The sequence below is a fragment of the Stenotrophomonas sp. FW305-C-20-S1 genome (genome assembly GCF_058783335.1).
Window position 1 is genome coordinate 20,352 of record NZ_JBYTEK010000015.1, and the last position, 23,931, is coordinate 44,282.

The 23,931-nt window shown below is 67.6% G+C and carries 25 protein-coding genes; 13 read left to right on the top strand and 12 right to left on the bottom strand.

The window, feature by feature from the left end; all coding sequences use genetic code 11:
• Positions 1–17 precede the first annotated feature (17 nt).
• Positions 18–1,115, top strand: a complete 1,098-nt coding sequence (locus AC3WTC_RS10185) for a hypothetical protein (protein WP_492711377.1) — start codon at positions 18–20, stop codon at positions 1,113–1,115.
• A 47-nt stretch (positions 1,116–1,162) separates the two neighbouring features.
• Here AC3WTC_RS10185 and AC3WTC_RS10190 read toward each other — a convergent pair whose 3' ends face one another.
• Positions 1,163–1,561, bottom strand: a complete 399-nt coding sequence (locus tag AC3WTC_RS10190; RefSeq protein ID WP_223483326.1) for an XVIPCD domain-containing protein — start codon at positions 1,559–1,561, stop codon at positions 1,163–1,165.
• Positions 1,562–1,795: 234 nt separating this feature from the next.
• Here AC3WTC_RS10190 and AC3WTC_RS10195 point away from each other — a divergent pair, with 234 nt between their 5' ends.
• Positions 1,796–2,254 (top strand): hypothetical protein, encoded by a 459-nt coding sequence (locus AC3WTC_RS10195; protein ID WP_139785003.1) that lies wholly within the window; start codon positions 1,796–1,798, stop codon positions 2,252–2,254.
• Positions 2,255–2,276: 22 nt separating this feature from the next.
• Here AC3WTC_RS10195 and AC3WTC_RS10200 read toward each other — a convergent pair whose 3' ends face one another.
• On the bottom strand, positions 2,277–2,762 hold the full coding sequence (locus tag AC3WTC_RS10200) for a DUF4440 domain-containing protein (protein ID WP_492711378.1): 486 nt from the start codon (positions 2,760–2,762) through the stop codon (positions 2,277–2,279).
• A gap of 228 nt (positions 2,763–2,990) precedes the next feature.
• Here AC3WTC_RS10200 and AC3WTC_RS10205 point away from each other — a divergent pair, with 228 nt between their 5' ends.
• Both AC3WTC_RS10205 and AC3WTC_RS10210 read left to right on the top strand, forming a co-directional pair.
• Positions 2,991–3,803, top strand: coding sequence for an alpha/beta fold hydrolase (locus tag AC3WTC_RS10205; protein ID WP_025879208.1), 813 nt, complete (start codon positions 2,991–2,993; stop codon positions 3,801–3,803).
• 24 nt (positions 3,804–3,827) lie between these two features.
• On the top strand, positions 3,828–3,998 hold the full coding sequence (locus tag AC3WTC_RS10210) for a hypothetical protein (protein WP_099782623.1): 171 nt from the start codon (positions 3,828–3,830) through the stop codon (positions 3,996–3,998).
• A gap of 4 nt (positions 3,999–4,002) precedes the next feature.
• Here AC3WTC_RS10210 and AC3WTC_RS10215 read toward each other — a convergent pair whose 3' ends face one another.
• Positions 4,003–4,719, bottom strand: a complete 717-nt coding sequence (locus tag AC3WTC_RS10215) for a hypothetical protein (RefSeq protein ID WP_158684094.1) — start codon at positions 4,717–4,719, stop codon at positions 4,003–4,005.
• A 92-nt stretch (positions 4,720–4,811) separates the two neighbouring features.
• On the opposite strand from AC3WTC_RS10215, the gene AC3WTC_RS10220 reads away from it, so the two are divergent.
• The 3 genes from AC3WTC_RS10220 to AC3WTC_RS10230 all read left to right on the top strand — a co-directional run bounded on the left by AC3WTC_RS10220 (position 4,812) and on the right by AC3WTC_RS10230 (position 7,115).
• Positions 4,812–5,456 carry a hypothetical protein gene (locus AC3WTC_RS10220; protein WP_025879206.1) on the top strand — a complete coding sequence of 215 codons (645 nt, stop codon included), beginning with the start codon at positions 4,812–4,814 and terminating at the stop codon, positions 5,454–5,456.
• Between the two features lie 56 nt (positions 5,457–5,512).
• Entirely contained in the window at positions 5,513–6,058 is a 546-nt protein-coding gene (locus tag AC3WTC_RS10225) for an RNA 2'-phosphotransferase (protein WP_431601587.1), read from the top strand.
• Between the two features lie 88 nt (positions 6,059–6,146).
• Positions 6,147–7,115, top strand: a complete 969-nt coding sequence (locus AC3WTC_RS10230; protein ID WP_059065825.1) for a polysaccharide deacetylase family protein — start codon at positions 6,147–6,149, stop codon at positions 7,113–7,115.
• Between the two features lie 3 nt (positions 7,116–7,118).
• On the opposite strand, the gene AC3WTC_RS10235 is transcribed toward AC3WTC_RS10230, so the two are convergent.
• The 4 genes from AC3WTC_RS10235 to dmeF form a co-directional block, all read right to left on the bottom strand.
• A complete protein-coding gene (locus tag AC3WTC_RS10235) occupies positions 7,119–7,961 on the bottom strand; it encodes a class I SAM-dependent methyltransferase (RefSeq protein ID WP_099782633.1) in 843 nt (280 codons plus the stop codon).
• A gap of 76 nt (positions 7,962–8,037) precedes the next feature.
• Positions 8,038–8,361 carry a hypothetical protein gene (locus tag AC3WTC_RS10240; protein ID WP_263930232.1) on the bottom strand — a complete coding sequence of 108 codons (324 nt, stop codon included), beginning with the start codon at positions 8,359–8,361 and terminating at the stop codon, positions 8,038–8,040.
• A 75-nt stretch (positions 8,362–8,436) separates the two neighbouring features.
• Positions 8,437–8,853 carry a hypothetical protein gene (locus tag AC3WTC_RS10245; protein ID WP_025879201.1) on the bottom strand — a complete coding sequence of 139 codons (417 nt, stop codon included), beginning with the start codon at positions 8,851–8,853 and terminating at the stop codon, positions 8,437–8,439.
• Positions 8,854–8,945: 92 nt separating this feature from the next.
• Positions 8,946–9,923 carry a CDF family Co(II)/Ni(II) efflux transporter DmeF gene (gene dmeF / locus AC3WTC_RS10250; RefSeq protein ID WP_154879227.1) on the bottom strand — a complete coding sequence of 326 codons (978 nt, stop codon included), beginning with the start codon at positions 9,921–9,923 and terminating at the stop codon, positions 8,946–8,948.
• Between the two features lie 50 nt (positions 9,924–9,973).
• Between dmeF and AC3WTC_RS10255 the strand changes: the two genes are divergently transcribed.
• Positions 9,974–10,258 (top strand): metal/formaldehyde-sensitive transcriptional repressor, encoded by a 285-nt coding sequence (locus tag AC3WTC_RS10255; protein WP_032975559.1) that lies wholly within the window; start codon positions 9,974–9,976, stop codon positions 10,256–10,258.
• 76 nt (positions 10,259–10,334) lie between these two features.
• On the opposite strand, the gene AC3WTC_RS10260 is transcribed toward AC3WTC_RS10255, so the two are convergent.
• Positions 10,335–10,712: a MerC domain-containing protein gene (locus AC3WTC_RS10260; RefSeq protein ID WP_492711379.1), complete on the bottom strand. Its 378-nt coding sequence runs from the start codon at positions 10,710–10,712 to the stop codon at positions 10,335–10,337.
• A gap of 70 nt (positions 10,713–10,782) precedes the next feature.
• On the opposite strand from AC3WTC_RS10260, the gene AC3WTC_RS10265 reads away from it, so the two are divergent.
• On the top strand, positions 10,783–12,108 hold the full coding sequence (locus AC3WTC_RS10265; protein ID WP_492711380.1) for a GTP-binding protein: 1,326 nt from the start codon (positions 10,783–10,785) through the stop codon (positions 12,106–12,108).
• A gap of 160 nt (positions 12,109–12,268) precedes the next feature.
• Here the strand turns inward: AC3WTC_RS10265 and AC3WTC_RS10270 are convergent, their stop codons facing one another.
• Together AC3WTC_RS10270 and AC3WTC_RS10275 are read right to left on the bottom strand one after the other, a co-directional pair.
• Positions 12,269–13,876 (bottom strand): ATP-binding cassette domain-containing protein, encoded by a 1,608-nt coding sequence (locus tag AC3WTC_RS10270; protein WP_492711381.1) that lies wholly within the window; start codon positions 13,874–13,876, stop codon positions 12,269–12,271.
• Positions 13,877–14,042: 166 nt separating this feature from the next.
• Positions 14,043–14,942: a LysR family transcriptional regulator gene (locus AC3WTC_RS10275; protein ID WP_492711382.1), complete on the bottom strand. Its 900-nt coding sequence runs from the start codon at positions 14,940–14,942 to the stop codon at positions 14,043–14,045.
• Positions 14,943–15,170: 228 nt separating this feature from the next.
• On the opposite strand from AC3WTC_RS10275, the gene AC3WTC_RS10280 reads away from it, so the two are divergent.
• Positions 15,171–16,349, top strand: a complete 1,179-nt coding sequence (locus AC3WTC_RS10280; RefSeq protein WP_140228220.1) for a serine hydrolase domain-containing protein — start codon at positions 15,171–15,173, stop codon at positions 16,347–16,349.
• On the top strand, positions 16,346–17,530 hold the full coding sequence (locus tag AC3WTC_RS10285) for an MFS transporter (RefSeq protein WP_492711383.1): 1,185 nt from the start codon (positions 16,346–16,348) through the stop codon (positions 17,528–17,530). Before AC3WTC_RS10280 ends, AC3WTC_RS10285 begins: the two co-directional genes overlap by 4 nt.
• A 201-nt stretch (positions 17,531–17,731) precedes the next feature.
• Here the strand turns inward: AC3WTC_RS10285 and AC3WTC_RS10290 are convergent, their stop codons facing one another.
• Complete coding sequence (locus tag AC3WTC_RS10290; RefSeq protein ID WP_025879192.1) at positions 17,732–19,351, bottom strand: EAL domain-containing protein; 1,620 nt, start codon at positions 19,349–19,351, stop codon at positions 17,732–17,734.
• 229 nt (positions 19,352–19,580) lie between these two features.
• Between AC3WTC_RS10290 and cycA the strand changes: the two genes are divergently transcribed.
• Entirely contained in the window at positions 19,581–20,954 is a 1,374-nt protein-coding gene (gene cycA / locus AC3WTC_RS10295) for a D-serine/D-alanine/glycine transporter (protein ID WP_140228218.1), read from the top strand.
• Positions 20,955–21,513: 559 nt separating this feature from the next.
• A complete protein-coding gene (locus tag AC3WTC_RS10300; RefSeq protein ID WP_492711384.1) occupies positions 21,514–22,290 on the top strand; it encodes a lytic transglycosylase domain-containing protein in 777 nt (258 codons plus the stop codon).
• A 7-nt stretch (positions 22,291–22,297) separates the two neighbouring features.
• On the opposite strand, the gene AC3WTC_RS10305 is transcribed toward AC3WTC_RS10300, so the two are convergent.
• Entirely contained in the window at positions 22,298–23,821 is a 1,524-nt protein-coding gene (locus AC3WTC_RS10305; protein ID WP_492711385.1) for a hypothetical protein, read from the bottom strand.
• Positions 23,822–23,931: the final 110 nt, after the last annotated feature.

Consider the following 23,931-nt stretch of genomic DNA (forward strand, 5'->3'; position numbering starts at 1 on the left):
ACTGAAGGAGCCACCTTATGGATAAGCCGCGCTATACCGTAGAGATCGTCATCGCCGCACCTGGCACGCCTCTGATGGACCCGAAGACCGGTCGACAGGAGGTCCTTGACGGTGTTCCGCAGACATCCTCTCCAGGTCATGTGTTTTATGTCCTGCATGCATCAGGCCAGCCCGCGAAGAGTTTCGGGTTCGCGCCCAAGGTACACGGAAGCATCAACGGGCCCGGTGACATCATGCCGGATGACGCAGATGTCTATAAAGACCCACGCTACACCCGCACCCTCGAGATAAGCGAAGAGCAATACAAGAAGCTTGAGGCCTTCGGTTCGGACCCGGAGAAGTTCGGCTTCAGCAAGCACTACGAGGACGTGCGCCACAACTGCGTGGACTTCACCTGGGAGGCGCTGAACCACGCTGGCATCGAGCGGAAAAGAAGCATCGACGCGAATGCTTTTGGAGGCCCCGCAGGGCAGCTCTTTCCGGATGTCCGCATTCCCCTGGACAGCAAGGGCGCGGGCAAGGACGGTTTTCGCCCGCTGCGCAACATCCACGGCGTGGACAGCATCGAGCCGCCGTTCCCGAACAGCGATCTCAATCGTACGAAGACCAACCCGATGCCCGAGCGCACGTGGAAGCATCGCTTGCTGAGCGAGAACGACGACATCGGTGAGCGCAGCGGTGAGCGGTTGGCCAACGACGCACGTGTACCGGGTGACACATTGCATCCGCTGGACCAGCGGGTGCGTGCGGCGCTGGGGGAAGCGGCCGAGCGCCAAGGGTTGCCGCCGGGACAGCAGCCCGAGCTGTTGGCGGGCCACCTGACGCGATTGGCGGTGCAGGGGGGCTACACCGAACGCGATACCTTGCAGGTGGCCTTCAGCAGTGGCGGTGCGGTGGATTTGCCGGGCTATGTCTTCCTGCAGCGCACGGGCGACACCGCCTCACCGGACCCTGCAGCGAACCGCCAGCGTCTTTCCCTGGCCGATGCCCAGCAGGGCACGGTGGAAGAGGTGTACCAGCAAGCCAGCGTGCAGCATCAGGGCCGCGAGGCCAGCCGCGTCGCGCAGGAAGATCAGCTGCAGCAGACGCAGCACGCTCAGCCGCGAATGGGCTGATACCGGCCCATGCGACAGGCGTCGATGGCATCGACGCCTGACGGCATTCACCCCATGCGATGCGCAGGGTTCTGCTGCTGATCCTGCGCCTGTGCATCCAGCGTCTGCTGCTCGGCCTGCACCGGCTGCTGTCCACCCAACCCGAGTTTCTGCAGTGACTGCTCGGCCGGCGTCTGCGCGGCCACGGCGGTCGGCAGCATCGCCCGCAGGTGCGCCGGGTTGGCCGGATCGCCCTGCACCACGAAGATGTTGTGCCCGGCCGGGAGGTTGGCCGTGGCGTTGCTCACCACCACGTGGTCGGCGCGTTCCAGACCCTGTTCGCGGGCTTTGACGGCCAGGCTGGCGGCCACGTTCTCGCTGGTGGCGTCGAACGCACGGCCGTGCTTCTCGTCCAGTGCGGCTACGTTCTGGCGGATCTGCTGGTGCAGGGAATCATCAGGGGTCATTGGAGGCTCCATGTGGCCGCTACCGTGTGGCCGGATGTGGCCAGTGTAAAACGGTCGCGGGCTGCGCCGGTAACCGCTTTGTTGCTAGCCTGTGGCCCGGGGCGCAGGGGATGGCGCCCGGCTGCAATGGGATGGAGGGAGAAGGTGGTGCACGGGGAGACAAACCGGATACGGGGGCAGGCGGCTGTGCGGTTGCTGCTGGGCATGGGGCTGTGGGCCTGCGCAGGTATTGCAGTGGCTGATACGCCCGTGGCGGCGGACGATCCCGCTTGCCCTTCGCAGGACTTCACCCGTTTCCTGCAACGCTTCGCCGACCCGGCCGATGACCGGGTGCGCCTGCGTTACACCTCCGACCCACTGGAGTACGAGGTGCCGATGCACACCGTGCGCGATGACCACGAGGGGCTGGCGCCCACACACATCGTGCTGGAGCAGGGTGCCGCGCGGTTGAAACGTTTCAGCTACCGCTACCTGGCCGCGTTCAATCTGTTCGTGCCTTCACCGGTAAGCCGCGATCCGGCAGCGCTGGAGCACATGCGCGCCGGCACCTACAACGCGCCCACACGCATCGAAGCGATCGATGACAACGGGCAGCGCGTGACCTTCGGCAGCGACGCCGAGCGCGATACCTACACCTTCGCGCGCCGCTACGGCTGCTGGATGCTGACGCGCGCCAGCAACCTGCGCGACTGAGCGGGCGCTGCGGTGGTGATATTTATTTGTCTGCCGGGTGGTGGTCGTAACTGATCACCCGCTCGGCCTGCCATTGGCCATCCACGCGGCGCCAGACCTGGATGAAACGGGCCTGGCCGGTCCAGCGTTCAACGCCATCGGCGCCGCGCTCATGGAAGCGGTGATCGCCCATTTCCAGGGCGCGATCGTCCTGCAGCGGAAAGACCTGCAGTGAGCTCTCCACCAGCTCGCGCCGCAGGTGCCAGCCTCCCTTGCGCGCGTTGTCGCACAGGGTGGCCACGCTGCGGCGGAAGTCCTCGCGGCTGTTGGCCGACTTGCCGTCCTTGTCATGGAAGAACTCCATGTCTTCGGTGGTCATCGCGGCGGCCCTGTCGGCATCGCAGGCATCGAAGGCCACGGCGAACAGCTGCGTGTCGGCCGCGCGGATCTGCTCGCGCAGGGTGTCGCTGGTGGGGGAGGTGCCGGCGACGGCGACGGCGGCGGCGAGCAGGGGCAGGGCGAGCAGCATGGCGTGGCTCCATTGAGGTCCGGCGCAGACTGGCATGGACGATGGCGCACGGTAACCGGGGCATGACGAAACCGGGGCAGGGCTCGACCAATGCCGTACTGGCGGGTGTGAACCGATGTGCCGGCTGGCCGGTGCCGTGTACGCGATGTCATGGCCTGAGCCGGATCCATCACGGGCGCCTCCGGTGCGATTGCCTAGGCTGGGCTCCTCTTTCCCCCGGGAGTTCCCATGGCTACCTCCTCCGTCCGACTGCACATTGAAGACACCGGCGGCACCGGCCGCCCGGTCATCCTGATCCATGGCTGGCCGCTGTCTGCCGAATCCTGGAAGGCGCAGGTGCCGCTGCTGCGTGATGCCGGTTATCGCGTGATCAGTTACGACCGTCGCGGCTTTGGCCGCTCGGACAAGCCCGCCGATGGCTACGAGTACGACACCTTGGCCGCTGACCTGGCCGGCCTGATCGACGAACGCGACCTGCGTGATGTCACCCTGGTCGGCTTCTCGATGGGCGGTGGCGAAGTGGCGCGCTACATCGCCAACCATGGTGAAGACCGCCTGCACAGCGTGGTGTTCGCTGCGGCCGTTCCGCCGTACCTGTTGAAGGGCGCGGACAATCCCGAAGGGCCGCTGACCCAGGAAAAGGCGGATGAGATGCGCCAGGGGCTGGAGAAGGACCGGGAGTCGTTCTTCGACGGCTTTACCCGCGATTTCTTCAGTGCCGACGGCAAGCTGATGGTCACCGAGGACGAGCGCCAGGCCGCCATCGCGCTTGCCCATCAATCTGACCAGACCGCTGCGCTGGGGTGCATGAAGGCGTTCGCCACCACCGATTTCCGCGCGGACCTGAAGAAAGTGACCGTACCGACGCTGGTGCTGCACGGTGACAGCGATGCGACGGTGCCGTTCGAAGGTTCAGGCAAGCGCACGCATGCGGCCATCGCCGGCAGCGAGGTGGTGGTGCTGAAGAATGCACCTCATGGCTGCAATACCAGCCACGCCGATGACTTCAATCTGGCGTTGCTGGAATTCCTGAAGAAGTAACACCCACTACGGCATCATCCGCACATGCCCACTGCCCGCACGCCGCCCTGGAAGAAGCCCAACCCGAAGGGCCAGAAGACGCAGCCGCTGACGGAGGCGCAGAAGGCAGCGGCGCGGCAGCGGGCAGAGGAGAACGGGCGCCGTTACCCGAACCTGGTGGACAACATGTGGGCGGCGAAACTGCCGCGCGGTTGAAGCCTTACTGGCTGTTGCGCCCCGGCCACGGCTGCCAACCCCATTCCCGCCATGGCGCGACGGTGCGCGGCTGTATCGTCAGCGTAACGTTGGACGATGCGCTGCACTTGTACAGTGCGTCGCGCAGCAGGGCCGCATCCACCGGCTGCGCCGTGGCCACCTGCAGCAGCGTGCCGCGGTGCCGCACCTGCACCGGCAGCACTCCGTGCACCTCGACCGGATTGCCGGTACGGGCTCTGCGGTAGCGCATGGTGATGGGGCGGACAGTGCGATGCAGCACAGGTGCGCAGGCGTCCAGCAGGTGCAGCTGCTGCTGCATGGGCGCGCGGACCTCGATGACGGTAGAGGGATATCCCAAGGTGCTCTCGACCAGCACCTGGAAGCGGGGGCCATCGGGCATCAGGTAGACGGTCAGGCCCACCGTGCCGATGAACGCCATTGCCGCGAGCAGGACCCAGCTGCGCGGTACCTTGGGTGGCACGGTGAAGCTCTGCAGATGCGGTCTGCGCCGACGTAGGCGGCGATAGCGTCGCTGTGCTGCGGGGCTGGGCAGCAGGCTTTCATCCGGCAGCGCAATCACGCGCGGCGGAAGGCGGGCCAGCCGCGCATTGATCACGCGTGCGCCGAGCATCGCAACCAACCCGCCAAGCAGAACCGGCAGCAGGGTACGCACGAGCAGATACAGCCCTACCATCGCCAGCTCTCCTGAAGGAGTGGACATGATCGCGCATCCTCCAGGGGCGTGTCGCATCTGCCAGCCGACAGCGGCCGTTGGCTTGGCTAGCATGCGCGTCACTCGCTGGGACTACGTCGATGACCGCCTTCACTGCCCGCCTCGGACGCTTCTTTGGCGCCGGCCTGATGTTGTTGCTGCTGCAGGTGCTGGCGCTGCTGTCGGTGGGCTTGGCCGCAGGCCATTTCCACCAGCGCGTGGCCTTGCTGCTGGAGCCCCTGTCTTTGGCCTGCGGCGGCGCCGATCCTGCTGCCCGGATGCTGGTTGCCGAGCAGCTGTTGGCACGTGCCGGCGCGCTGGACGACTGGCAGCCGCTGTGCTGGCTGCCGATGGCAACGCTGGTGCTGGCCCTGCTGGGTACGCTGCTGGTCTGCGTGCACTGGCTGCGCCATGTAGATGCACCGCTGCGCCGCAGCGCTTGGGGCCTGCTTGCCCTGCATGCGGCGGCGCTGCTGCTGGCGAGCGTGATGCTTCGACTGTATGAGCATGTCTGGGCGGGCATCACCACTGCGCTGCCTGCAGCATGCATGACAGACCTGACACCAGACGGACATGCGCTCCCGTCCTCGATGCGGCGATGGCTGTTGCAGATCTTCGCCAGGGCCGACCTGATGCCGCCGCACGCGCCTGACGCGCTGGCGATCATCCTGTGTGGACTGCTGCTGGCCGCGATGGTGGTTGGGCTCTGGCTGTGGCGCACCACCTCGCAGCTGACCCGGTTCTGACGCCAGCGCGGGCCGCTGACTGGCATCGACCGGTGCTTCTGCGGCACGCTATGCAGATGAATACGGAAACCTCAACCAAGCAGACCAGCAAGTTCCTCAGCCTGGTGCTGCGCCATGAACCCGGGAAAATCGGGTTGATCCTGGACGGCCAGGGCTGGGCCAACGTCGACGAACTGCTGCAGAAGCTGGCTGCACACGGGCACGCGCTCGACCGTGGCGGACTGCAGCACATCGTGGCGAGCTGCAACAAGCAACGCTTTGCACTGAGCGATGATGGCCAGCGTATCCGCGCAAACCAGGGGCATTCGGTCGCGGTCGATCTTGGACTGGTGCCGGTGGCGCCGCCGCAGTGGCTGTACCACGGCACGGTGCCGCGCTTCGTCGGCTCGATCCGCGAGCAGGGCCTGCATGCGGGCGAGCGCCATCACGTGCATCTGTCACTGGACCGGGAGACGGCCCACCAGGTCGGTTCTCGCCGCGGTGCGCCGGTGATCCTCAGCGTGCACGCCGGACGCATGCATGCCGATGGGCACGTATTCCACCGCTCGGCCAATGGTGTCTGGTTGACCGACCACGTGCAGCCGCAGTACATCGCCGACTGACCCGCTCTGGCGCTGCGGCCGGGTCCACACTCGGCGGCAAGGCCCAATCGCGTTACAGTCGCTGCATCCTGGTCCCATGGATGTACCGATGCGTCTGTTCCTGCGTGCGTTGCCGTTGCTGTTGTTGTCATTGACTGTCCACGCTGCCGAAGTCGATCGGCGCATCGCGGTGACCATTGACGATCTGCCGTGGGCGCGCCTGGATGAGATCGTGCCGGCCGATCTGCAGGCACGCCATGCCGCACTGATGGCGCAGCTGCGCCAGGCCGATGTGCCGGTGGTGGGCTTCGTCAACGAAAACAAGCTGGAAGTGGATGGCCAGGTGCAGCCGGCGCGCGTGCAGATGCTGCGCGACTGGTTGGATGCCGGCTACGAACTCGGCAACCACACCTGGTCGCACATGGACCTCAACGCCAAAGGCGTGCCGGCGTTCCAGCAGGACTTCCTGCGCGGCGAGCAGGTGCTGCGGCCGCTGCTGGCCGAGCGTGGGCAGACGCCGCAATGGATGCGCCACCCTTACCTGCGTGCGGGCCGTACGCCGGAAGACCGCGTGGCGATGGACGTGTTCTTCAAGCAGCACGGCTACCGCGTGGCGCCGGTGACGGTCGACAACGGTGAGTGGGTGTGGGCCTTCGCCTATGCCAACGTGATGAACGAGCAGCCCGATTCACCGCAGCGCGAGGCGACGCTGGCGAGCCTGCGCAAGGGCTATGTGCCGTACATGCTGAACAAGGTGGATTACTACGAGCAGCAGTCACAGGCGCTGCTGGGGTATGCGGTGCCGCAGGTGTGGCTGATGCATGCCAACGAGCTCAACGCGGCGACGTTCGCCGAGCTGGTGGCGGCCACCAAGCGCCGTGGCTATCGCTTTGTGTCGCTGCAAGAAGCCGTGCGCGACCCCGCCTATGCGCGCGGCGCCGAGGGCTACAGTGGTCGCTATGGGCCGAGCTGGCTGCACCGCTGGGCGATGGCCGAGAACAAGCCCAAGGCGTTCTACGCCGGCGAGCCGGAAGTACCGAAGTGGGTGATGAAGCTGGCCAAGGTGGAAGGCGAGTGAGCCTCAGCGCTTGACGGCCAGCACGCCATCGAGCGCCAGCTCGGCCTTGAAGCCGGCCTTTTCCAGGCGCTTGGCCACTTCGCGCGGCACGTCGCGGCCGCTGGTCAGCTTGTTCGGCGCGCCGGTGTAGTGGAACAGGCGACCGCCCTTGCGGATGACGCGGGCGAGATGGTCGTAGAACACCTGCGAGTACAGTTCGCCGGCAATGCCGAAGCGCGGCGGGTCGTGCAGGATCGCATCGACGCTGTTGCTGGCGACCTGTTCGATCTGCTGCGAGACGTCGCCGTGGCTGAAGTGCAGGCGGCCGCCCGCGGCGGCTGAGTCAGGATCGGGCGACCACGGATTGAGCGTGCGCAGCCACATCACGTCGGCGTTCTTCTCGAACGAGCGGATCTGGCCGACGCCGGCCTCCAGTGCGCAGGCGGCGAAGTAGCCAAGCCCACCGCAGGTATCGAGGAGGCTTTTGCCCGCCGGGGCGACCAGCTCGACCTTGCGGCGCGCGTCCTCGAACGGCGACAGCTTGGAGGTCGGCAGCATCTTGATGCCGTCGATCTCGAAGGTCGGTGCGCCCCACTCGGTCGGCACCAGCTTGATCAGCGAGCCGCTGAAGCGGGAGATGGAGCAGAACTCCTCGCCATCCCAGTAGTACAGCGTGCGGTCCTTCAGCTTGCCCGGCCACGGATAGTGCTGGCCGCGGAAGGTGAAACCCTCGGCATCCAGCTGTACCGCCGCTTCGCTGCGGCCCAGATCGAGCGAGCCCGACCACTCGGTGGCGCCCTTGTCGTGGGCACGGCGCAGGGTGTCAGCGCTGTCGCGGGTCAGCAGGGGGCCGGAGTAGTGGGGCACGGTGGGTAGCGGGAGGATTCGGGGGAGGGCATGGTACCGCAGGCGCTGTGCAGCCGAGCCGGACATGGACGCGGCGCTACCGCAGGTCGGTGCAGCTGAATCCGTGGATGGTTCCCTCTCCCGAGATGAGGCCGACGCCTCGCGACGGCTGCATTCCCCGCAACGCGCACGAACGGCGATGGACATCCTGGGTGGCGGCTGGCTGCCGGTCGAAGTCGTAGCGCATGCTGCCGTCTTCCTGCAGCAGCCAGTGCACGGTTACGCGCTCGGCGCGTTGCCCTTCGATCTCCCAGTCGAAGGTACGCATCACCAGGATCTCGCCATCAGCGGTCTCACGCACCTCGTCGTAAGCACCCTGGGTCTTTGCAACGATTGCGGCCAGCAGGAGAAGAACGGTCATCGGAATTCCTCCTCGAAACCGGCAGCGTGTGCCAGCGGCATCGCTGAGGCCATGGGAAGAATTGCAATGTGGCCGCTACTGGCACTTCACCGCATACACCGGTCCGGCGCCGATCAGCAGCAGCGCCATGTAGTCGCTGTCGCGTGCCCGGGCCTTCAGCGTGGCGCCGTCCTTGACGCGGAAGATGCCGAAGCCGCCGGCCATCCGGATCAGCGCGCTGTCGATCTGGTCAGCGTCATCGCGGAAGTACTGCTGGATGTCGCTGCGGCTGGCCTTGTACAGCGCATTGGGTTCGCGCTGCCAGTGGCCATCGCGTTCGAACGAGACGAAGTACTGGCTTGCTTCCTTTTCGATGCGGAACTCGGCGGACTTGCGCGGGCTGGTGGCAAAGCAGCCGAGCATCGGGTCGGAGGAGAACGGCAGCTGGGTGTCGCCGGAACAGGCCACCAGCAGCAGGAGGGCACCGGGCAGCAGCAGGCGGAGCGTGCGCATGGGATGTCCCGACGGGGCAGGTGCGGCCAGTGTAGGCAGCACGCAGCCGTGGCCGGTACAGATTTTCGGCAAGAACCGTCGCCCTGCTGGCGTCACGCGCTGCGGTGGATCTCCACGGTGACATGCACCAGTTCCTCGTGGATCGCCAGCGCCTGGCGCACGGTGTCCGGATCGAGCGTGGCATCACTGGTGACCACGCTGGCGGCGACGGCGTACTTGCCGCGCCCCACCTGCCACACGTGCAGGTCGGCCAGGCGTGCCGGCCACGGACCCTGCTCGATCACTTCGCGTACCTCGGCCACCACCGGCGCATCCATCTGCGCGTCGAGCAGGATGCGGCCGCTGTCGCGCAGCAGGCCGATTGCCCAGACGGTGACCAGCACCGCGCCGACCAGGCCCATCACCGGATCCAGCCAGGTCAGGCCGAGCAGCTTGCCGCCCAGCAGGGCGACGATGGCCAGCACCGAGGTGGCGGCGTCGGCCAGCACGTGCACGTAGGCCGACCGCAGGTTGAGGTCGTGGCCGTGGGAATGGTCGTGGTCGTGATCGTGGTGATGACCATGATGATCGCCATGGTCGTGCCCGTGTCCATGGTGGTGATGGGCGTGGCCGGGGCTGTCGTGCAGCCACCACGCGCACAGCAGGTTCACACCCAGGCCGACCGCGGCAATGGCGATGGCTTCGTTGTAGTGGATGGGCGCGGGCACCCACAGGCGTTCCAGCGATTGCACGGCCATCAGCGCGGCAACGCCGAGCAGGGCGATGGCGCTGGTATAGCCGGCCAGGATCTCGATCTTCCAGGTGCCGAAGGCGAAGCGCGGATCGTGCGCGTAGCGCCGTGCGCAGCGGTAGGCGAACACCGACAGGCCCAGTGCCAGCGCGTGCGAGCTCATGTGCCAGCCGTCGGCCAGCACGGCCATGGAGTTGAACCACCAGCCACCGACGATCTCCACCAGCATCATGCTGACGGTGAGCCACATCGCGCGGCGGGTGTTGCGTTCGGCCAGCGGATTGCCGTCGTCGAAGCGGTGCTCGTGGCGACGGGCGGCGGCGAGGGCGTCCAGGTGCATGGCGGCGGTCAGGCTTGGGTGGATACCCCCATAGGGTATATGATCCCGCGATGGCCCATGTACACAGAAATCGAAAGCAGCTGCTGACCCGGGTGCGTCGCATCGGCGGGCAGGTGGCGGCGCTGGAACAGGCATTGAACACGCCCGAGGGCGAGGCAGGCGACTGCGCCGATGTGCTGGTGCAGGTGGCGGCCGTGCGTGGCGCTGCCCACAGCCTGCTGATGGAACTGCTGCACGAGCATCTGCAGGAACACGTGGTGGGCGCGGACGACCCGGCGCAACGGGCGGCCGAAGCCGAGGTACTGGTGGAACTGCTGCGGCGTTACGGCAAATAGCTGGGTAGTGCCGGCCGCTGGCCGGCAACCTCATGACCTGCGGACGATGCCTGCAGTTGTCGGCCAGCGGCCGGCACTAGCTTCTGCGGTGCCGGTGCTGCGCGTTCCACAGGTGCGTGGCGGCCAGCAGCAGGCTGCCGGTGACCGTCAGCGGGGTCTCCCAGGCGTGCGAGGGCAGTGCCAGCGCCCCGGCCATCAACAGCGCCAGGCCCATGCCCGCGCTCAGCCATGCCAGCGCAGGCAGCGGCTGGCGGCGTTCGGCGCGCCACAGGGCCAAGCCGGTGATTGGCAGGGCGATGGCCACGAAGACCAGGTGCACCCACTCCGCTTCGCCCCAGACGCCGAACAGCGGCAGTGCGGCCGCCAGCAGGGGCAGCGCGAGGCAATGCAGCAGGCACAGGCTGGACAGGGCGACGGCGCCGGCATCAAGCAGGGCGGCAGAGGGCGACTTCATGCGGGGAGGATTCCTTGCGCGACAATTGTTATACAGTAACATTTCCATTCCGCAGCCAGCCCGCTCCGACATGAACACTGTTTCCCGCGCCGACCGCCGCCTTCCGGTCACCGTGCTTTCCGGCTTCCTCGGTGCCGGCAAGACCACCCTGCTCAACCAGATCCTGCGCAACCGCGATGGCCTGCGGGTGGCGGTGATCGTCAACGACATGAGCGAGGTCAACATCGATGCGCAGCTGGTGCGCGATGGCGGCGCCGAACTGCGTCGCACCGAAGAGACGCTGGTGGAGTTCAGCAACGGCTGCATCTGCTGCACGCTGCGCGACGATCTGCTGCAGGAGGTGCGGCGCCTGGCCGACAGCGGCCGCTACGACTACCTGCTGATCGAATCGACCGGGATCGGCGAGCCGATGCCGGTGGCGGCCACCTTCGCGGTGCGCGACGAACACGGCTTCAGCCTGAGCGATATCGCACGGCTGGACACGATGGTGACGGTGGTGGATGGCAGTGCCTTCCTGGCCGATTTCGGTTCGACACTGCGCCTGGCCGAGCGTGGCCAGCAGGCGGGGCCGGATGATGATCGTGGCGTGGTCGACCTGCTGTGCGAGCAGGTGGAATTCGCCGATGTGATCGTGGTCAGCAAGGTGGACCAGGTGGACGACGAAGTGCTGCAGGACACGCTGGCCGTGCTGCGCGGCTTGAATCGCGACGCGAAGCTGCTGCTGTCCAGTTTCGGCGACGTGCCGCTTGCCGAGCTGCTGGATACCGGTCGCTTCGATTTCGAGCGCGCGCAGCAGGCCCCCGGTTGGGTGAAGGAACTGCGTGGCGAGCACACGCCGGAAACCGAGGAGTACGGCATCGGCAGCTTCGTCTATCGCTCACGGCGGCCGTTCCATCCCGCCCGTTTCGCGCGCACATTGCAGCACGGCATGCCCGGGGTGATCCGCAGCAAGGGCTGGTTCTGGCTGGCCAACCGCATGGACTGGGTGGGTGAGTTGAACAGTGTGGGCGCGGCCACACGCACCCAGGCGGCGGGCTTCTGGTATGCGGCGCGCGAGCGGGTGCGCGCCGGCCAGGAGGACACCACGCCGTTGCTGCCGCCAACGCCGCTGCCTTACAGCGATCTGGGCTGGGCCCGGCAGCAGGCCGACTGCTGGAGCGCGCCGCTGCCGGACGTACGGGAATTCCCGGACGCGGCCGCGCACTCGGCGATGGCACGCCTCTGGCATCCGCTGTGGGGTGACCGCCGGCAGGAACTGGTGGTGATCGGCGTGCACATGGACGAGCGTGTGGTGCGTGCCACGCTGGATGCGTGCCTGCTCAACGACACCGAGCTGCAGGCCGGGCCCTTGCTGTGGCAGCAGATGCCGCAGGCGTTCCCGGTGTGGAAGCGTTGATGCGTCTGCGCCACGCGTGGATGAGAGGCTGGCAGTAGATCCACGCCATGCGTGGATGAAAGGCTGGCAGTAGATCCACGCCATGCGTGGATGAGAGGCTGGTAGTAGATCCACGCCATGCGTGGATGAATGCCTGCAGGAGCCGAGCACCTGCTCGGCCCTACAACGCATCGCGCCACCGCCAACCTGCATCACCGACCTGCAGCACCTGCGTTGGCCGCAGCGCCTGCAGCAGGTGGGTGTCATGGCTGACCATCAGCAAGGCCCCCGGCCACGCCGCCAGCAATTCTTCCAGCGCCTGCAGCGCGGCAAGGTCCAGGGCGTTGCCCGGCTCGTCCAGCAACAGCAGCTGCGGGGCAGGATCGGCGTACAGCACGCTGGCCAGTGCCCCTTTCACCCGCTCGCCATCGCTGAGGCTGCTGGCCGGGCGTTGGACGCGCTGCGCATCCAGGCCCAGCAGGGCAAGACGCGTACGCAGTTCACCCGCATCGGCCGCGGGATTCGCAGCGCACACGGCATCAAGGATGCTCTGCTCACCTGCAAGCCCCAGCAGTTGCTGGTCGAGCAGGGCCAGCGGCGCATGCCGCTGCACCTGACCGCTGCGCGCCGCCAGCTGCCCGGCCAGCACGCGCAGCAGCGTCGACTTGCCGCTGCCGTTGTCGCCCACCACGGCGATGCGCTGGCCGCGCCGGATCTCCAGCTGCAGCGCCGCGTTGCAGCCATGCGGCAGCACCAGATCGTGGGCCTGCAGCAGGCGGGCCTGGCCACGCTCGCTCTCGCCACTGAACAACGCCAGTTCTGGTGCCACGTGTACTGCCGCAGCGGCGGCGCGCACCTGCGCCGCGCTGGCCTGCAGGCGGTCGCTCTGGATCTGCTGCGCACGGCCGTGGCTGGCTTCGGCGCGCTGCTTCTGCCGACCGAGCAGGATCGGTGCCTGGTTGGCCTCGCGCGCTTCGCGGTTGCCACGTGCCTGCCGCTGCTGCTGGCGCTCGTTCTGTTCGCGCGCGCTGCGTTGCTGCTGCCGGTGCTGGGCACGGGCATGCTCCAGCTGCGCGGCGGCGGCCTCGCGTTCGGCGGCGCGTGTGTCGGCATAGTGCTGCCACGGTCCGCCGTAACGATGCAGGCCGTGCGCGTCCAGTTCGACGATCTGCGCCATCTGCGCGAGCAGGCCACGGTCGTGGCTGATGGCCAGCAGGCCGCCCTGCCACTGCTGCAGCTGTACGTACAGCTGGTGGCGATGACGGGCGTCGAGATGATTGCTCGGCTCGTCGAGGATCAGCCAGTCCGCGCCGCTGGCCCACGCACCGGACAGCGCCACCTGCATCGCCTGGCCGCCACTGAGCCGGGAGGCGGGCTGCGCCGGATCAAGGTCGGTCGGCAACTGCATCGCCTGCCACTGCTGCTGCAGGCGTTCGCGCAGGTTCCAGTGGTCGCCCACGCAGGCGAAATCGGCTTCATCGATGCTGCCTGCTTCGATGCGCGCCAGTGCCGCCAGTTCGGCGCCGACGCCGGCCAGTTCACCCACCGTGCCACGTGGCGGATAGCCCGGCGTAGGCAACAGGAACACCTGGCCACTGCGGTGCACGCGGCCATCGTCGGGCGACAGTTGGCCGGCGAGCAGGCGCGCGAGCACGCTCTTGCCGGCGCCATTGGCGCCGACCAGCCCGGTGGCCACCGGTTCGAAGGAAAAGGACAGATCGGAAAACAACGGTCGGCCATCGGCCAACCGATACGACACGCGATCGAGCGTGAGGGAATGCGAAGTCATGCGACCTCCATGGATGCCTGGTTCTCCCCTGCGCGCAGGGGCGGGAAGAGTCGGGCCGTCTAGTGCGAAGACGGCGGCATCACTGGCGCATTGGTCGCGAGCCTCGGTGGGGAATGAGCGGGCAGTATAGCGCCGCGAGCTGAATGGTCGCGGCCGTGGCGCTGGGTCAGGGCACCGTATCCAGCCGCGCGCCGACAAATTCGATGAATACCCGCAGCTTCGGCAGCACGTGGCGGCCGGAGGGCCACAGCAGGTGGAAGATGCCGCAGGAATGCACGTGCTCTTCAAGCACGGTGACCAGCCGGCCATCGGCCAGTGCATCGCGCACCGAATGCACCGGCACGAACGCCAGGCCTCCGTCGCGCAGCGCCAGTGCCACCCGCGCTTCGATGGTGTTGGCGACCAGGTGCACCGGCAGATCCTGTGCCGTTTCGCCTTCGGGCCAGAGGATGGGCCATGGCTCGAGCTTGCCGGTGCTGGGGAAGCGGTAGTGCAGCAGGCGGTGCTGCAGCAGGTCGGCCGGCGTGCGTGGAACGCCATGCCGTTGCAGGTACGCCGGCGATGCAACCACGCGGCGTGGGAACACCCCGAGGCGGCGTGCGGTGAGGCGTGAATCGCTGGGCTCGCCAACGCGCAGCACGGCGTCGAAGCCTTCCTCGATGACATCGACCAGGCGATCGCAGAAATCCAGCTCCAGCCGGATGTCCGGGTAGGCCGCCATGAACTCGGCCATCAGCGGCAGGGTCAGGTCGCCCACCAGCGGCAGGCTGATGCGCAGGGTGCCGCTGGGGGTTGCATGTTGCTGGGCCAGTTCGGTGCGTGCGGCATCGCGTTCGTCGAGGATGCGGCGGCAGCGTGCCAGGAACAGCTGGCCCTCGGCCGTGAGGGTGATGCTGCGCGTGCTGCGGTGGAACAGGCGCACGCCGAGTGCGTGTTCAAGCCGGGCCACGCACTTGCCGGCGGCCGAGGCGGAGATGCCCTGCATGCGGCCGGTGTCGACGAAGCTGCGGGTGTCTGCGGCGTGGACGAAGGTCTGCAGGTTGGCCAGGTTGTCGAGGACGGACATGGGGAAGGTCGCTGCGAAAGTGGGCAGGGTAGGGTGCGGCAGTCCGGCCCGCTGACGTGGCCCGCGCAACACTGCGGTGCGCGGGCCTGGCGGGGCGGTGCGGCCCAGTGGTTCCGGGCATCATGCCGATTGCGGACCTTGCGGTCCATGATGCACGGAGCCCCGCCCCGCTTTGTGCCGGCGCCGGAGCTGCCTACCGTGGCGGGCCTCTCCCCACGGATCACCCCGATGACACTCGCCCTTCCTGTTGATACCGCACCGGCGCTGCCCGCGGTGAGCGCACTGCTGCGGACCGTGCATCCGCAGCGCCTGGTCGGTGCGGTGGTACTGGTGCGCGAGCACGGCGTGCTGCGCCACGCCAGCGCCAGTGGCCTGGCCGACCGTGAATCGAACACGCCGATGCGCCGCGACCACCTGTTCCGGCTGGCCTCGGTGAGCAAGCCGCTGCTGACCACGGTGATCCTGCGCCTGGTAGCAGACGGGGTGCTGGACCTGGACGCGCCGGTGCAGCGCTGGTTGCCGGCGTTCCGCCCGGCACTCGCCGATGGCAGCCGCCCGCCGATCAGCCTGCGCCAGTTGCTCAGCCACAGCAGTGGGCTGGGCTACCGCTTCCTGGAAGCCGATGCCCAGGGGCCCTATGCGCAGGCGGGTGTGAGCGATGGCATGGACGCGAACCCGGTGACGCTGCAGCAGAACGTGCAGCGTATCGCGCAGGCGCCGCTGTTGTTCGCGCCGGGCAGCCAGTGGCTGTACTCGCTGGGCGTGGATGTGGCGGGCGCCGTGGCTGAAGCGGCCACCGGCGAAAGGTTGCAGGTGTTGTTCGACCGGCTGCTGGCGCAGCCGCTGGGCCTGCGCGACACCGCGTTCGCCACCGCCGAGGGTAGTCGTCTGGCCACGCCGTATGTCAGTGACATGCCGCAGCCGCATCGGTTGCGGGAGGGCGAGGTGGTGCCTGCGTTCGAGGGCTCGGTGGGCATCGAATACAGCGTGGCGCGGGCGACCGACTCACACCGCTATCCGTCGGCAGGCGCGGGGCTGGTGGGCAGTGCCGATGAGGTGATGGCCGTGCTGGAAGCGTTGCGCGATGTGCGCGCCTCGCAGCTGCTGCCGGACAGCGTGGTTGCACAGATGGGAACCCCGCAGGTCGGCGAGCTGGGACCGGTTGATCCGCCGGGTTGGGGATTCGGCCTCGGCTTTGCGGTGCTGCGTGATGCAGCGGCCAGCGGCACACCGCAGACCGCAGGGACATGGCGTTGGGGCGGTGCTTACGGCCACAGCTGGTTCGTGGACCCGGCGCGTGGCCTGAGCGTGGTCGCGCTGACCAACACGCTGTACGAAGGCATGCATGGCGCGTTTGTCGATGAACTGCGCGATGCGGTGTACGCCGATCTGGAGACGGTGCGATGAGCGGCCACGCAATCGATGCAGCGGCTCCGGCGGGTGAAGCAACGCGCTTGCCGTGGCGCGGGCTGCTGGCACTGGCCGGTGGTGGCTTCATCACTCTGCTGACCGAAACGCTGCCAGCGGGCGTGCTGCGGCTGATGGGCGAGAGCCTCGGCGTCAGCGACGCGGCCGCAGGGCAGCTGGTGAGCGTGTATGCACTGGGCTCGGTGCTGGCTGCGTTGCCGATGACCGCGCTGACCCAGCGCCTGCCACGTCGTCCGCTGCTGCTGGCGGCGATTGCCGGCTTCATGGTGGTCAACACCGTGACCGCGCTGAGCCACGACTACGTGCTGACCCTGGTGGCGCGCTTCCTGGCGGGTGTGGGGGCGGGCCTGTTGTGGTCGCTGGTGGCCGGCTATGCCGCGCGCATGGTGGTGCCGGAACTGCAGGGAAGGGCGATCGCGGTGGCGATGATCGGCTCGCCGCTGGCGCTGTCGCTGGGGGTGCCGGCCGGCACCTTGCTGGGCCAGCAGATCGGGTGGCGCTGGGCGTTCGCGTTGATGAGCGTGTTGGCGGTGCTGCTGCTCGGCTACGCCCGATGGGCGCTGCCCGCGTTGCCGGCGGCCGGTGCAGGCCGGCGCCTGTCGCTGGGGTCGGTCTGGCGCATGCCCGGCATCCGCAGCACGCTGCTGGTGATGGTGCTGTACGTGCTGGCGCACAACGTGCTGTACACCTACATCGAGCCGTTGGCAGTGCAGGCCGGCGCCGGGGCGTGGCTGGACCGGCTGCTGCTGGCATTCGGCATTGCCGCGATCGTGGGCATCGCCATCGCCGGCTGGGGCGTGGACCGCCACCTGCGCGCGCTGGTGTGGGCCAGCGTGGTGGGCTTCGTGATGGCGGTGGTTTCGCTGCTGCTTTGGCCAGGCGTGCCGGGCGTGCTGCTGCTGGTGACGATGCTGTGGGGCGTCGCGTTCGGTGCCGTACCCACCCTGTTCCAGACCGCCCTGGCCCGCCGCGCCGGTGCCGCCGCCGACCTGGCGCAGTCGATGCTGGTGACCGGCTGGAACCTGGCCATCGCCGCCGGCGGCGTGGGCGGCGGCCTGATGCTGCAGGCCAGCGGCGCCCAGCACCTGGCCTGGCTGCCGTTGCTGCTGCTGGTGGTGTGCGGCCTGTGGGTGTGGGCGCGGCCGAAGGCCTGGGCGTAGGCGTCGATCGAGGAAGACGGGGTTGCCGGCCAGCGGCCGGCACTACCCCAGCCGAAGCTCAACAGCGCGCGCGAGCGCAGCGACCCGCTGTTGCTTTTCTCTTCTCTTTTACGTGGTGGAACGCCGCAGAGATCTGTACCGCCCGGCCAGCCCACGAACAGCTTTATGCGACCCACCACGAGGGGCGGCGCCGTTCGCCGGCTACTCCCCCGCCTGCTCGCGCTCGAACGGCACGCTGCGCGGATTCTGCATGTGCTCCCGCGCCGCGCCGTACTGCTGCTGGCGCTTGCGGTGGAAGGCGATGAACTCATCGCGCGGCAACGGCCGCGAGAACAGCCAGCCCTGGCCGAACTGCACGTGCTGGCTGTGCAGGTAGGCCAGCTGCGCTTCGGTTTCCACGCCTTCGGCCACCACCCACAGGCCCAGCTCGCGGGCCATGCCGATGATGTGCGGCGTGACCGGGCTGGTCGCGCTTTCGGTGCCGATCGCATCGACGAAGGACTTGTCGATCTTCAGCGCATCCAGCGGCAGCTGCTGCAGGTACTGCAGGCTGGAATAGCCGACGCCGAAATCATCGATGGCCACGCTGTGGCCCGCGCGCCGCGCCGCGGCCAGCATGGTGCGGGCACGGTCGATGTCGAGGAAGCCATGTTCGGTGGCCTCCAGCCAGATCTGCTGCGGCAGGATGCCGCTGCCGGCCATGCGCTGCGAGATCACCTTCAGCGCCCGTCCGCTGCTGATGTCCTCGGCCGCCAGGTTGATCGCGATGTGTGCACTGCGATCCTCGGCCAGCAGCTCACGCATGTCGGCAACCACGTTCTCGATCACCAGGTCGGTGATGGCGGCGATCATCCCGGCTTCTTCGGCCAAGGGAATGAACAGGTCCGGACGCACCTGCGTGCCGTCGGGGCGCTGCCAGCGCACCAGCGCTTCGGCGCCGACGCAGATGCCGGTGTCCAGTTCGATGATGGGCTGGTAGTGCAGGTAGAGTTCGCGGCGGCGGATGGCGATGCCCAGTTCGCCGCGCATCGACAGCCGTCGTCGCGACAGCCAGATCACCAGCCCGGCACCGGCGGCGGCCATCAGCAGGCCCAAGGGCACGAACAGCCACGCCTGCTGCCGGAACGTGGCCGCCAGCGCGGTGCGCGGCGCCGTGGCGATTGCCAGCCATTCACCGCTGCGCGCGCTGGCATACAGGGTGTCGCGGTCCAGGCCTTCGCCGGGCTCACGCAGCAGGCGCTGCAGCAGGGCCGGGTCCATGCCGTCCTGCTGGGTCAGCAGCCGTCCATCCGGACTTGCCAGGGCCAGCCGCACGTCCGGATCGACGATGACGTCGACGAAGCGCCGAGGGTCGACCAGCACGTCATAGGACCCGTACATCATGGACAGCATCGGCCGCCGGCCAGCCGCCTCGGGGCGCACGTTGACGGTGATGCCGGCACCATCGCTGGTGACGTGGTCCGGCGTGGGCTGGTCCACATCCTGCTGGAACGGCCCCCACGACGTGCAGCGCAGCTTGCCGCCCTCGAAGTAGCCCATCTGGTCCGACGACGGCGTGGTCATCACCAGGGTCTGCATGCGCTGGATGTGTTCGGCCCCGCAGGGCGGCAGCACGGTGGCCTCGGCCGACTTCAATGCCGCCAGTGCTTCCTGGTAGGACACTTCGGTACGGCGCAGGCTGCGCTCGGCGATGGCATGCAGCCGCTGCTGTTCGACACTTACGGCACGGTCCCAGGTGGCATAGACCATGACCGCGATCGGCACTGCAGCGGCCAGCACGGCCAGGACGGTGCCGCCGATGATGACCCGCAGTCGGCTCATGACCGGGGCTCCAGAGAGGTGTGCAGGGCTGGGCACATGGGCGGGGCCGGTCCTTGGGCGATGGCGGTATATGAACACGGCGCAGGGCTGGGCGGAATGGGACAAAGGCGGTAACGGGTCACATTGTGGTGAAAGTGACACTTGCTGACGGCCCTGGGCCGTCCGGCGCTGGCGTTGTGGCAGCGGGAGGACTAACGTCGAACGCTTCACCCGCCCCCTTCCCGCGCCCATGACCGAGCCCGCCACGCCCCCCGAGCACCTGCGCCGCAGCCTGTCCAACCGCCACCTGCAACTGATCGCCATCGGCGGTGCCATCGGCACCGGCCTGTTCATGGGTTCGGGCAAGACCATCAGCCTGGCCGGCCCGTCCATCGTATTGGTCTACCTGATCATCGGCGCGATGCTGTTCTTCGTGATGCGGGCGATGGGCGAGTTGCTGCTGTCCAACCTGCAGTACAAATCCTTCATCGATTTCTCCACCGATCTGCTCGGGCCGTGGGCCGGGTTCTTCTGCGGGTGGACGTACTGGTTCTGCTGGATCGTCACCGCCATCGCCGACGTGATCGCCATCGCCGCCTATGCGCAGTTCTGGTTCCCGGGACTGGAAGCGTGGAAACCGGCGCTGGCCTGCGTGATGCTGCTGCTGTCGTTGAACCTGGTGACGGTGAAGCTGTTTGGCGAAATGGAGTTCTGGTTCGCGCTGATCAAGATCGTGGCGATCTGCGCGCTGATCATCACCGGTGCTGGACTGGTGGCCTGGGGCTTCACTTCGCCCAGCGGCCACACCGCATCGCTGTCGAACCTGTGGAATGACGGCGGCATGTTCCCGATGGGCCTGGTGGGTTTCTTCGCCGGTTTCCAGATCGCGGTGTTCGCCTTCGTCGGCATCGAGCTGGTGGGCACCACCGCTGCGGAAACGGCTGACCCCGAGCGCAACCTGCCCAAGGCGATCAACTCGATCCCCGTGCGCATCATCATCTTCTACGTGCTGGCGCTGATCGCGATCATGGCGGTGACCCCATGGCGCCAGGTGGTGCCGGACAAGAGCCCGTTCGTGCAGCTGTTCGTGCTGGCCGGCATTCCCGCCGCCGCCAGCCTGATCAACTTCGTGGTGCTGACCTCGGCCACGTCCTCGGCCAACAGCGGCATCTTCTCCACCAGCCGCATGCTGTATGGCCTGGCCGAGGAAGGCCACGCGCCACGTGGCCTGTCCAAGCTCTCGCGCGCTGCAGTGCCGGCACGGGGCCTGCTGTTTTCCTGCCTGTGCCTGCTGGGCGGCACCCTGCTGATCTACCTGATCCCCAACCTGGTGACCGCCTTCACCCTGGTGACGACCCTGGCGACGGTGTTGTTCATCTTCGTCTGGTCGCTGATCCTGGTGGCCTACATGGTCTACCGCCGCCGCTACCCCGAGCGCCACGCGGCCTCGATCTTCAAGATGCCCGGCGGCGTGGCGATGTGCTGGGCCTGCCTGCTGTTCTTCGCCGCCGTGCTGGTACTGCTGAGCCTGCAGGCCGACACCCGCCAGGCGCTGATCGCCAGCCCAGCGTGGTTCGTGCTGCTGGGCGCCGGTTATTGGCTGCGGCGGAAGATGGCGAGATAGTCAGCAAGACCCTCGCCAACAGATCCAACGGCCCCGGTGAGCCCCATCCACGCATGGGGCGTGGATCTACGTGTCGACCAAGGTCGACACCCACCAGCAGCCGCGGGAGATGGCGCAGTAGTCAGCAAGACCCTCGCCAACAGATCGAGCGGCCTCGGCGAGTCCCATCCACGCATGGCGTGGATCTACACGTGTCGACCAAGGTCGACACCCACCAGAAGCCGCGTGGTCGACACCCATCAACAGCCGCATGGTCGACACCCACCAACAGCAGCACAGAACACCGTTCCCAGATCGCGGAAATCTGTCGAAGGCGGGGTGGGTCCGGTTGCGGGGGCGTGAGCCGCATGGATGCGGCGACCGAGCCTACATGGACGTATTCACGGCGTCCCCCGCAACCGGACCCACCCCGCCTACCTTCAGGAAACCAGCTTCTGCTGTTGCTTCGGCTGTTGCTGTTGCTGTTGCTGGCGCCGTTGCGTCTGCGGGTGCCGGGCGCCGCCCGGCCGAACCCCCATTCACTCAGCGTTAGCGGCCGCAGCCGGATCATCCCGCCGCCATGTCCCTCCGTCCCGCCCTCGTCGCGCTGTTGCTGCTGTCTAGCCTGTGGCCGGGGCTGGCGACAGCGCGCACGGTCTACCGCTGCGTGCAGGGCAACACCGTCAGCCTGGCCACCGCACCGGAGCCCGGCTCGCGCTGCACGCCGAAGGAGATCGACGACAGCGCCGTGCAGACCCCCAACCTGTGGGGCAACATGGGCGTGTTCAGTGGCGTGCTGTACGAGCGCGAGCAGGACGGCAAGCTTGTCTACTCCACCCGCAACCTGCCCGGCTCACGGGTGTTCCTGAAGTTCACCGTGGCCACACCGCCGGGCGAACCGGCGCATGAAGGCCTGGGCAAGGTCGGCAAGCCCCAGCTGGCCCAGCACGCAAAACAGTTCAAGGCGGCGGCCAAGGCCACCGGCGTGGACGATGCCTGGTTGCGGGCGATCGCCCACGCCGAAAGCAATTTCGACGCGCTGGCGGTGTCCAGCAAGGGCGCGCAGGGCGTGATGCAGCTAATGCCGGACACCGCGCTGGAATACGGCGTGCGCGACCCGTTCTCGCCGCAGCAGTCCATCGACGGCGGCGCCCGCTATATGCGCGCGCTGCTGCGTCGCTACAACGGCGACCGTCCGCTGGCAGCGGCGGCCTACAACGCCGGCATCGGTGCGGTGGCGCGCTACAAGGGCGTGCCACCGTATGCCGAAACCCTGGCCTACGTGGACAAGGTGATGGCCCTGTATACGCGCTACCGCGAAGCGATGGGCATCCGTATCGAAGTGCCGGCGAAATGACCGGCGATCAGCGCGATGTGGAAATGCTGTAGAGAGGGTAGCGCTCAATCCGGCCGACGCGGTTGATCGCGGCACGCACATCGGCACGCTGTTTCAGTTCGCGCCAGCGTTCGTCGGCCACCCGCTCCGCGGGCAGCGAGGGATACACGCGCATGTCCTGCAGGCTGAGCAGTGCGTCGGTGCGATCCTCTGCGGATTCCAGTTGGCTTATCAGCGCGGCTGCGGCGGCCTCCATGTCGCCTTCTTCAATCAGCAGTTCCATATGGATCTGGGGTGCGTCCTTGCGGTGGCTGGCGATTTCCGCGCGGGCCGCCGCCGCTGCCGCCGGATCGTTGTTCTCGCGCGCATGCACGAAGGTCAGGTAGGCGCGCGCCGCCAGCCCGAAGGGCGACAGCCCGTCCATGCCGGCAAGCAGGGTGTCGCTCTCGCGTTCGTGGCCAGTGGCAGACAGCATGAAGGCCAGGTTCATGCGGTGCTCGGCCGCGTCCGGGCCAAGGGCACCGACCGCATCGGTCAGTCGTGCGGCCGCCACCGAGTCGTCGATGCGATCCAGCCGGCGCAGTGCCAGCGTGCGGTAGTCCAGCAGCCACGCCAGCCACGTTGCCTCCTCACCCGCAGGACGCTGGCCGGCACTGACCATCCGCGCCATGTCATCGGTGAACTGCACGATCTGCTCGTTCTCGCCCACCATCAGCTGGATGAAGCCGAACGCAGCCAGCTTGGCATTCAAGCGGCGGTCGAGCAGGCCCGACACGCGCAGGTCATCCAGCTTGCGCTGTGCCACCTGCTGCGGATCGAACCGCGGATCGCGGCGATCGACGTAGCGGTCGAAGCGCTTGTCGCTGCGTAATGCGATCACCTCCAACGGTGTATCGATGCGGGCAATCGTGGCAGCTGCCTCTGCGCTGTGGCCGTGCTCGACCTGCAATGTCGCCAGCACCAGCCAGAGGCCGGTGGGTTCAACGCCATCCCCCGTCCACTGGTTGTCGAACAGGCTCTTCAGCAGGGCCATGCGTTGAGCCGGCTGCGCACGCAGCGTGTACTGCAGGTAGCTGACGGTCTGCGTATCAACCTGCACGGGGCCATCTGCATGGGTGGCCGCTTGCAGCAGGTGGAGGGTTGCGGCGGCGGTGTTGTCCTCGGCCAGTTCCACCGATACCAGGGTGGCCAGCGTGGCCGGGTCGTTCGGCAGCGCGGTCAGTGCCTGCTGCAGGTAGCGGCGGGCAACGCCGGGGGCATGCTGCATCAACGCGGTGGCACCGGCGATCTGCGCGTTGCGCCCACGCACGGCGGGCTCGAGACGGGCGAACAACGGATCGTCCATCAGCCGTTCGAACGCGATCATGGCACCCAGCATGTTGCCGCTGCCGGCCATCATCAACGCCGACTCCCACCGTTGCTGGTAGGCGGAAAAGGGGGTATCCGCAATCTCCTGCGCTGGCGCCTCGGGATGGGGCTCGACGGCGTGTGCAGATGCTGCCGCCAGCACGGTGAGCAGCAGCGCGGCGAGAGGCAGGGTAGGTCGGGACATGACGGCATCCATCCTTGGAAAGTGCGTTGATTTGAATGCGAAGTGCGTTGATTTGAACCCGCAAAGGGCTGCCACCACAAGCACCCCCGCATTTGCTGCGGCGCGGCCTT

What these genes read in the sequence shown, in the direction of transcription:
- AC3WTC_RS10245 (WP_025879201.1), bottom strand. Translation starts at nt 8,853, where the DNA reads ATGCGCACGCTCCGCCTGCTGCTGCCCGGTGCCCTCCTGCTGCTGGTG.
- AC3WTC_RS10285 (WP_492711383.1), top strand. Translation starts at nt 16,346, where the DNA reads ATGAGCGGCCACGCAATCGATGCAGCGGCTCCGGCGGGTGAAGCAACG.
- AC3WTC_RS10265 (WP_492711380.1), top strand. Translation starts at nt 10,783, where the DNA reads ATGAACACTGTTTCCCGCGCCGACCGCCGCCTTCCGGTCACCGTGCTT.
- AC3WTC_RS10305 (WP_492711385.1), bottom strand. Translation starts at nt 23,821, where the DNA reads ATGTCCCGACCTACCCTGCCTCTCGCCGCGCTGCTGCTCACCGTGCTG.
- AC3WTC_RS10200 (WP_492711378.1), bottom strand. Translation starts at nt 2,762, where the DNA reads ATGCTGCTCGCCCTGCCCCTGCTCGCCGCCGCCGTCGCCGTCGCCGGC.
- AC3WTC_RS10210 (WP_099782623.1), top strand. Translation starts at nt 3,828, where the DNA reads ATGCCCACTGCCCGCACGCCGCCCTGGAAGAAGCCCAACCCGAAGGGC.
- AC3WTC_RS10240 (WP_263930232.1), bottom strand. Translation starts at nt 8,361, where the DNA reads ATGACCGTTCTTCTCCTGCTGGCCGCAATCGTTGCAAAGACCCAGGGT.
- AC3WTC_RS10290 (WP_025879192.1), bottom strand. Translation starts at nt 19,351, where the DNA reads ATGAGCCGACTGCGGGTCATCATCGGCGGCACCGTCCTGGCCGTGCTG.
- AC3WTC_RS10190 (WP_223483326.1), bottom strand. Translation starts at nt 1,561, where the DNA reads ATGACCCCTGATGATTCCCTGCACCAGCAGATCCGCCAGAACGTAGCC.
- AC3WTC_RS10260 (WP_492711379.1), bottom strand. Translation starts at nt 10,712, where the DNA reads ATGAAGTCGCCCTCTGCCGCCCTGCTTGATGCCGGCGCCGTCGCCCTG.
- AC3WTC_RS10255 (WP_032975559.1), top strand. Translation starts at nt 9,974, where the DNA reads ATGGCCCATGTACACAGAAATCGAAAGCAGCTGCTGACCCGGGTGCGT.
- AC3WTC_RS10280 (WP_140228220.1), top strand. Translation starts at nt 15,171, where the DNA reads ATGACACTCGCCCTTCCTGTTGATACCGCACCGGCGCTGCCCGCGGTG.
- AC3WTC_RS10185 (WP_492711377.1), top strand. Translation starts at nt 18, where the DNA reads ATGGATAAGCCGCGCTATACCGTAGAGATCGTCATCGCCGCACCTGGC.
- AC3WTC_RS10275 (WP_492711382.1), bottom strand. Translation starts at nt 14,942, where the DNA reads ATGTCCGTCCTCGACAACCTGGCCAACCTGCAGACCTTCGTCCACGCC.
- AC3WTC_RS10220 (WP_025879206.1), top strand. Translation starts at nt 4,812, where the DNA reads ATGACCGCCTTCACTGCCCGCCTCGGACGCTTCTTTGGCGCCGGCCTG.
- AC3WTC_RS10215 (WP_158684094.1), bottom strand. Translation starts at nt 4,719, where the DNA reads ATGTCCACTCCTTCAGGAGAGCTGGCGATGGTAGGGCTGTATCTGCTC.
- dmeF (WP_154879227.1), bottom strand. Translation starts at nt 9,923, where the DNA reads ATGCACCTGGACGCCCTCGCCGCCGCCCGTCGCCACGAGCACCGCTTC.
- AC3WTC_RS10270 (WP_492711381.1), bottom strand. Translation starts at nt 13,876, where the DNA reads ATGACTTCGCATTCCCTCACGCTCGATCGCGTGTCGTATCGGTTGGCC.
- AC3WTC_RS10300 (WP_492711384.1), top strand. Translation starts at nt 21,514, where the DNA reads ATGTCCCTCCGTCCCGCCCTCGTCGCGCTGTTGCTGCTGTCTAGCCTG.
- AC3WTC_RS10205 (WP_025879208.1), top strand. Translation starts at nt 2,991, where the DNA reads ATGGCTACCTCCTCCGTCCGACTGCACATTGAAGACACCGGCGGCACC.
- AC3WTC_RS10230 (WP_059065825.1), top strand. Translation starts at nt 6,147, where the DNA reads ATGCGTCTGTTCCTGCGTGCGTTGCCGTTGCTGTTGTTGTCATTGACT.
- cycA (WP_140228218.1), top strand. Translation starts at nt 19,581, where the DNA reads ATGACCGAGCCCGCCACGCCCCCCGAGCACCTGCGCCGCAGCCTGTCC.
- AC3WTC_RS10225 (WP_431601587.1), top strand. Translation starts at nt 5,513, where the DNA reads ATGAATACGGAAACCTCAACCAAGCAGACCAGCAAGTTCCTCAGCCTG.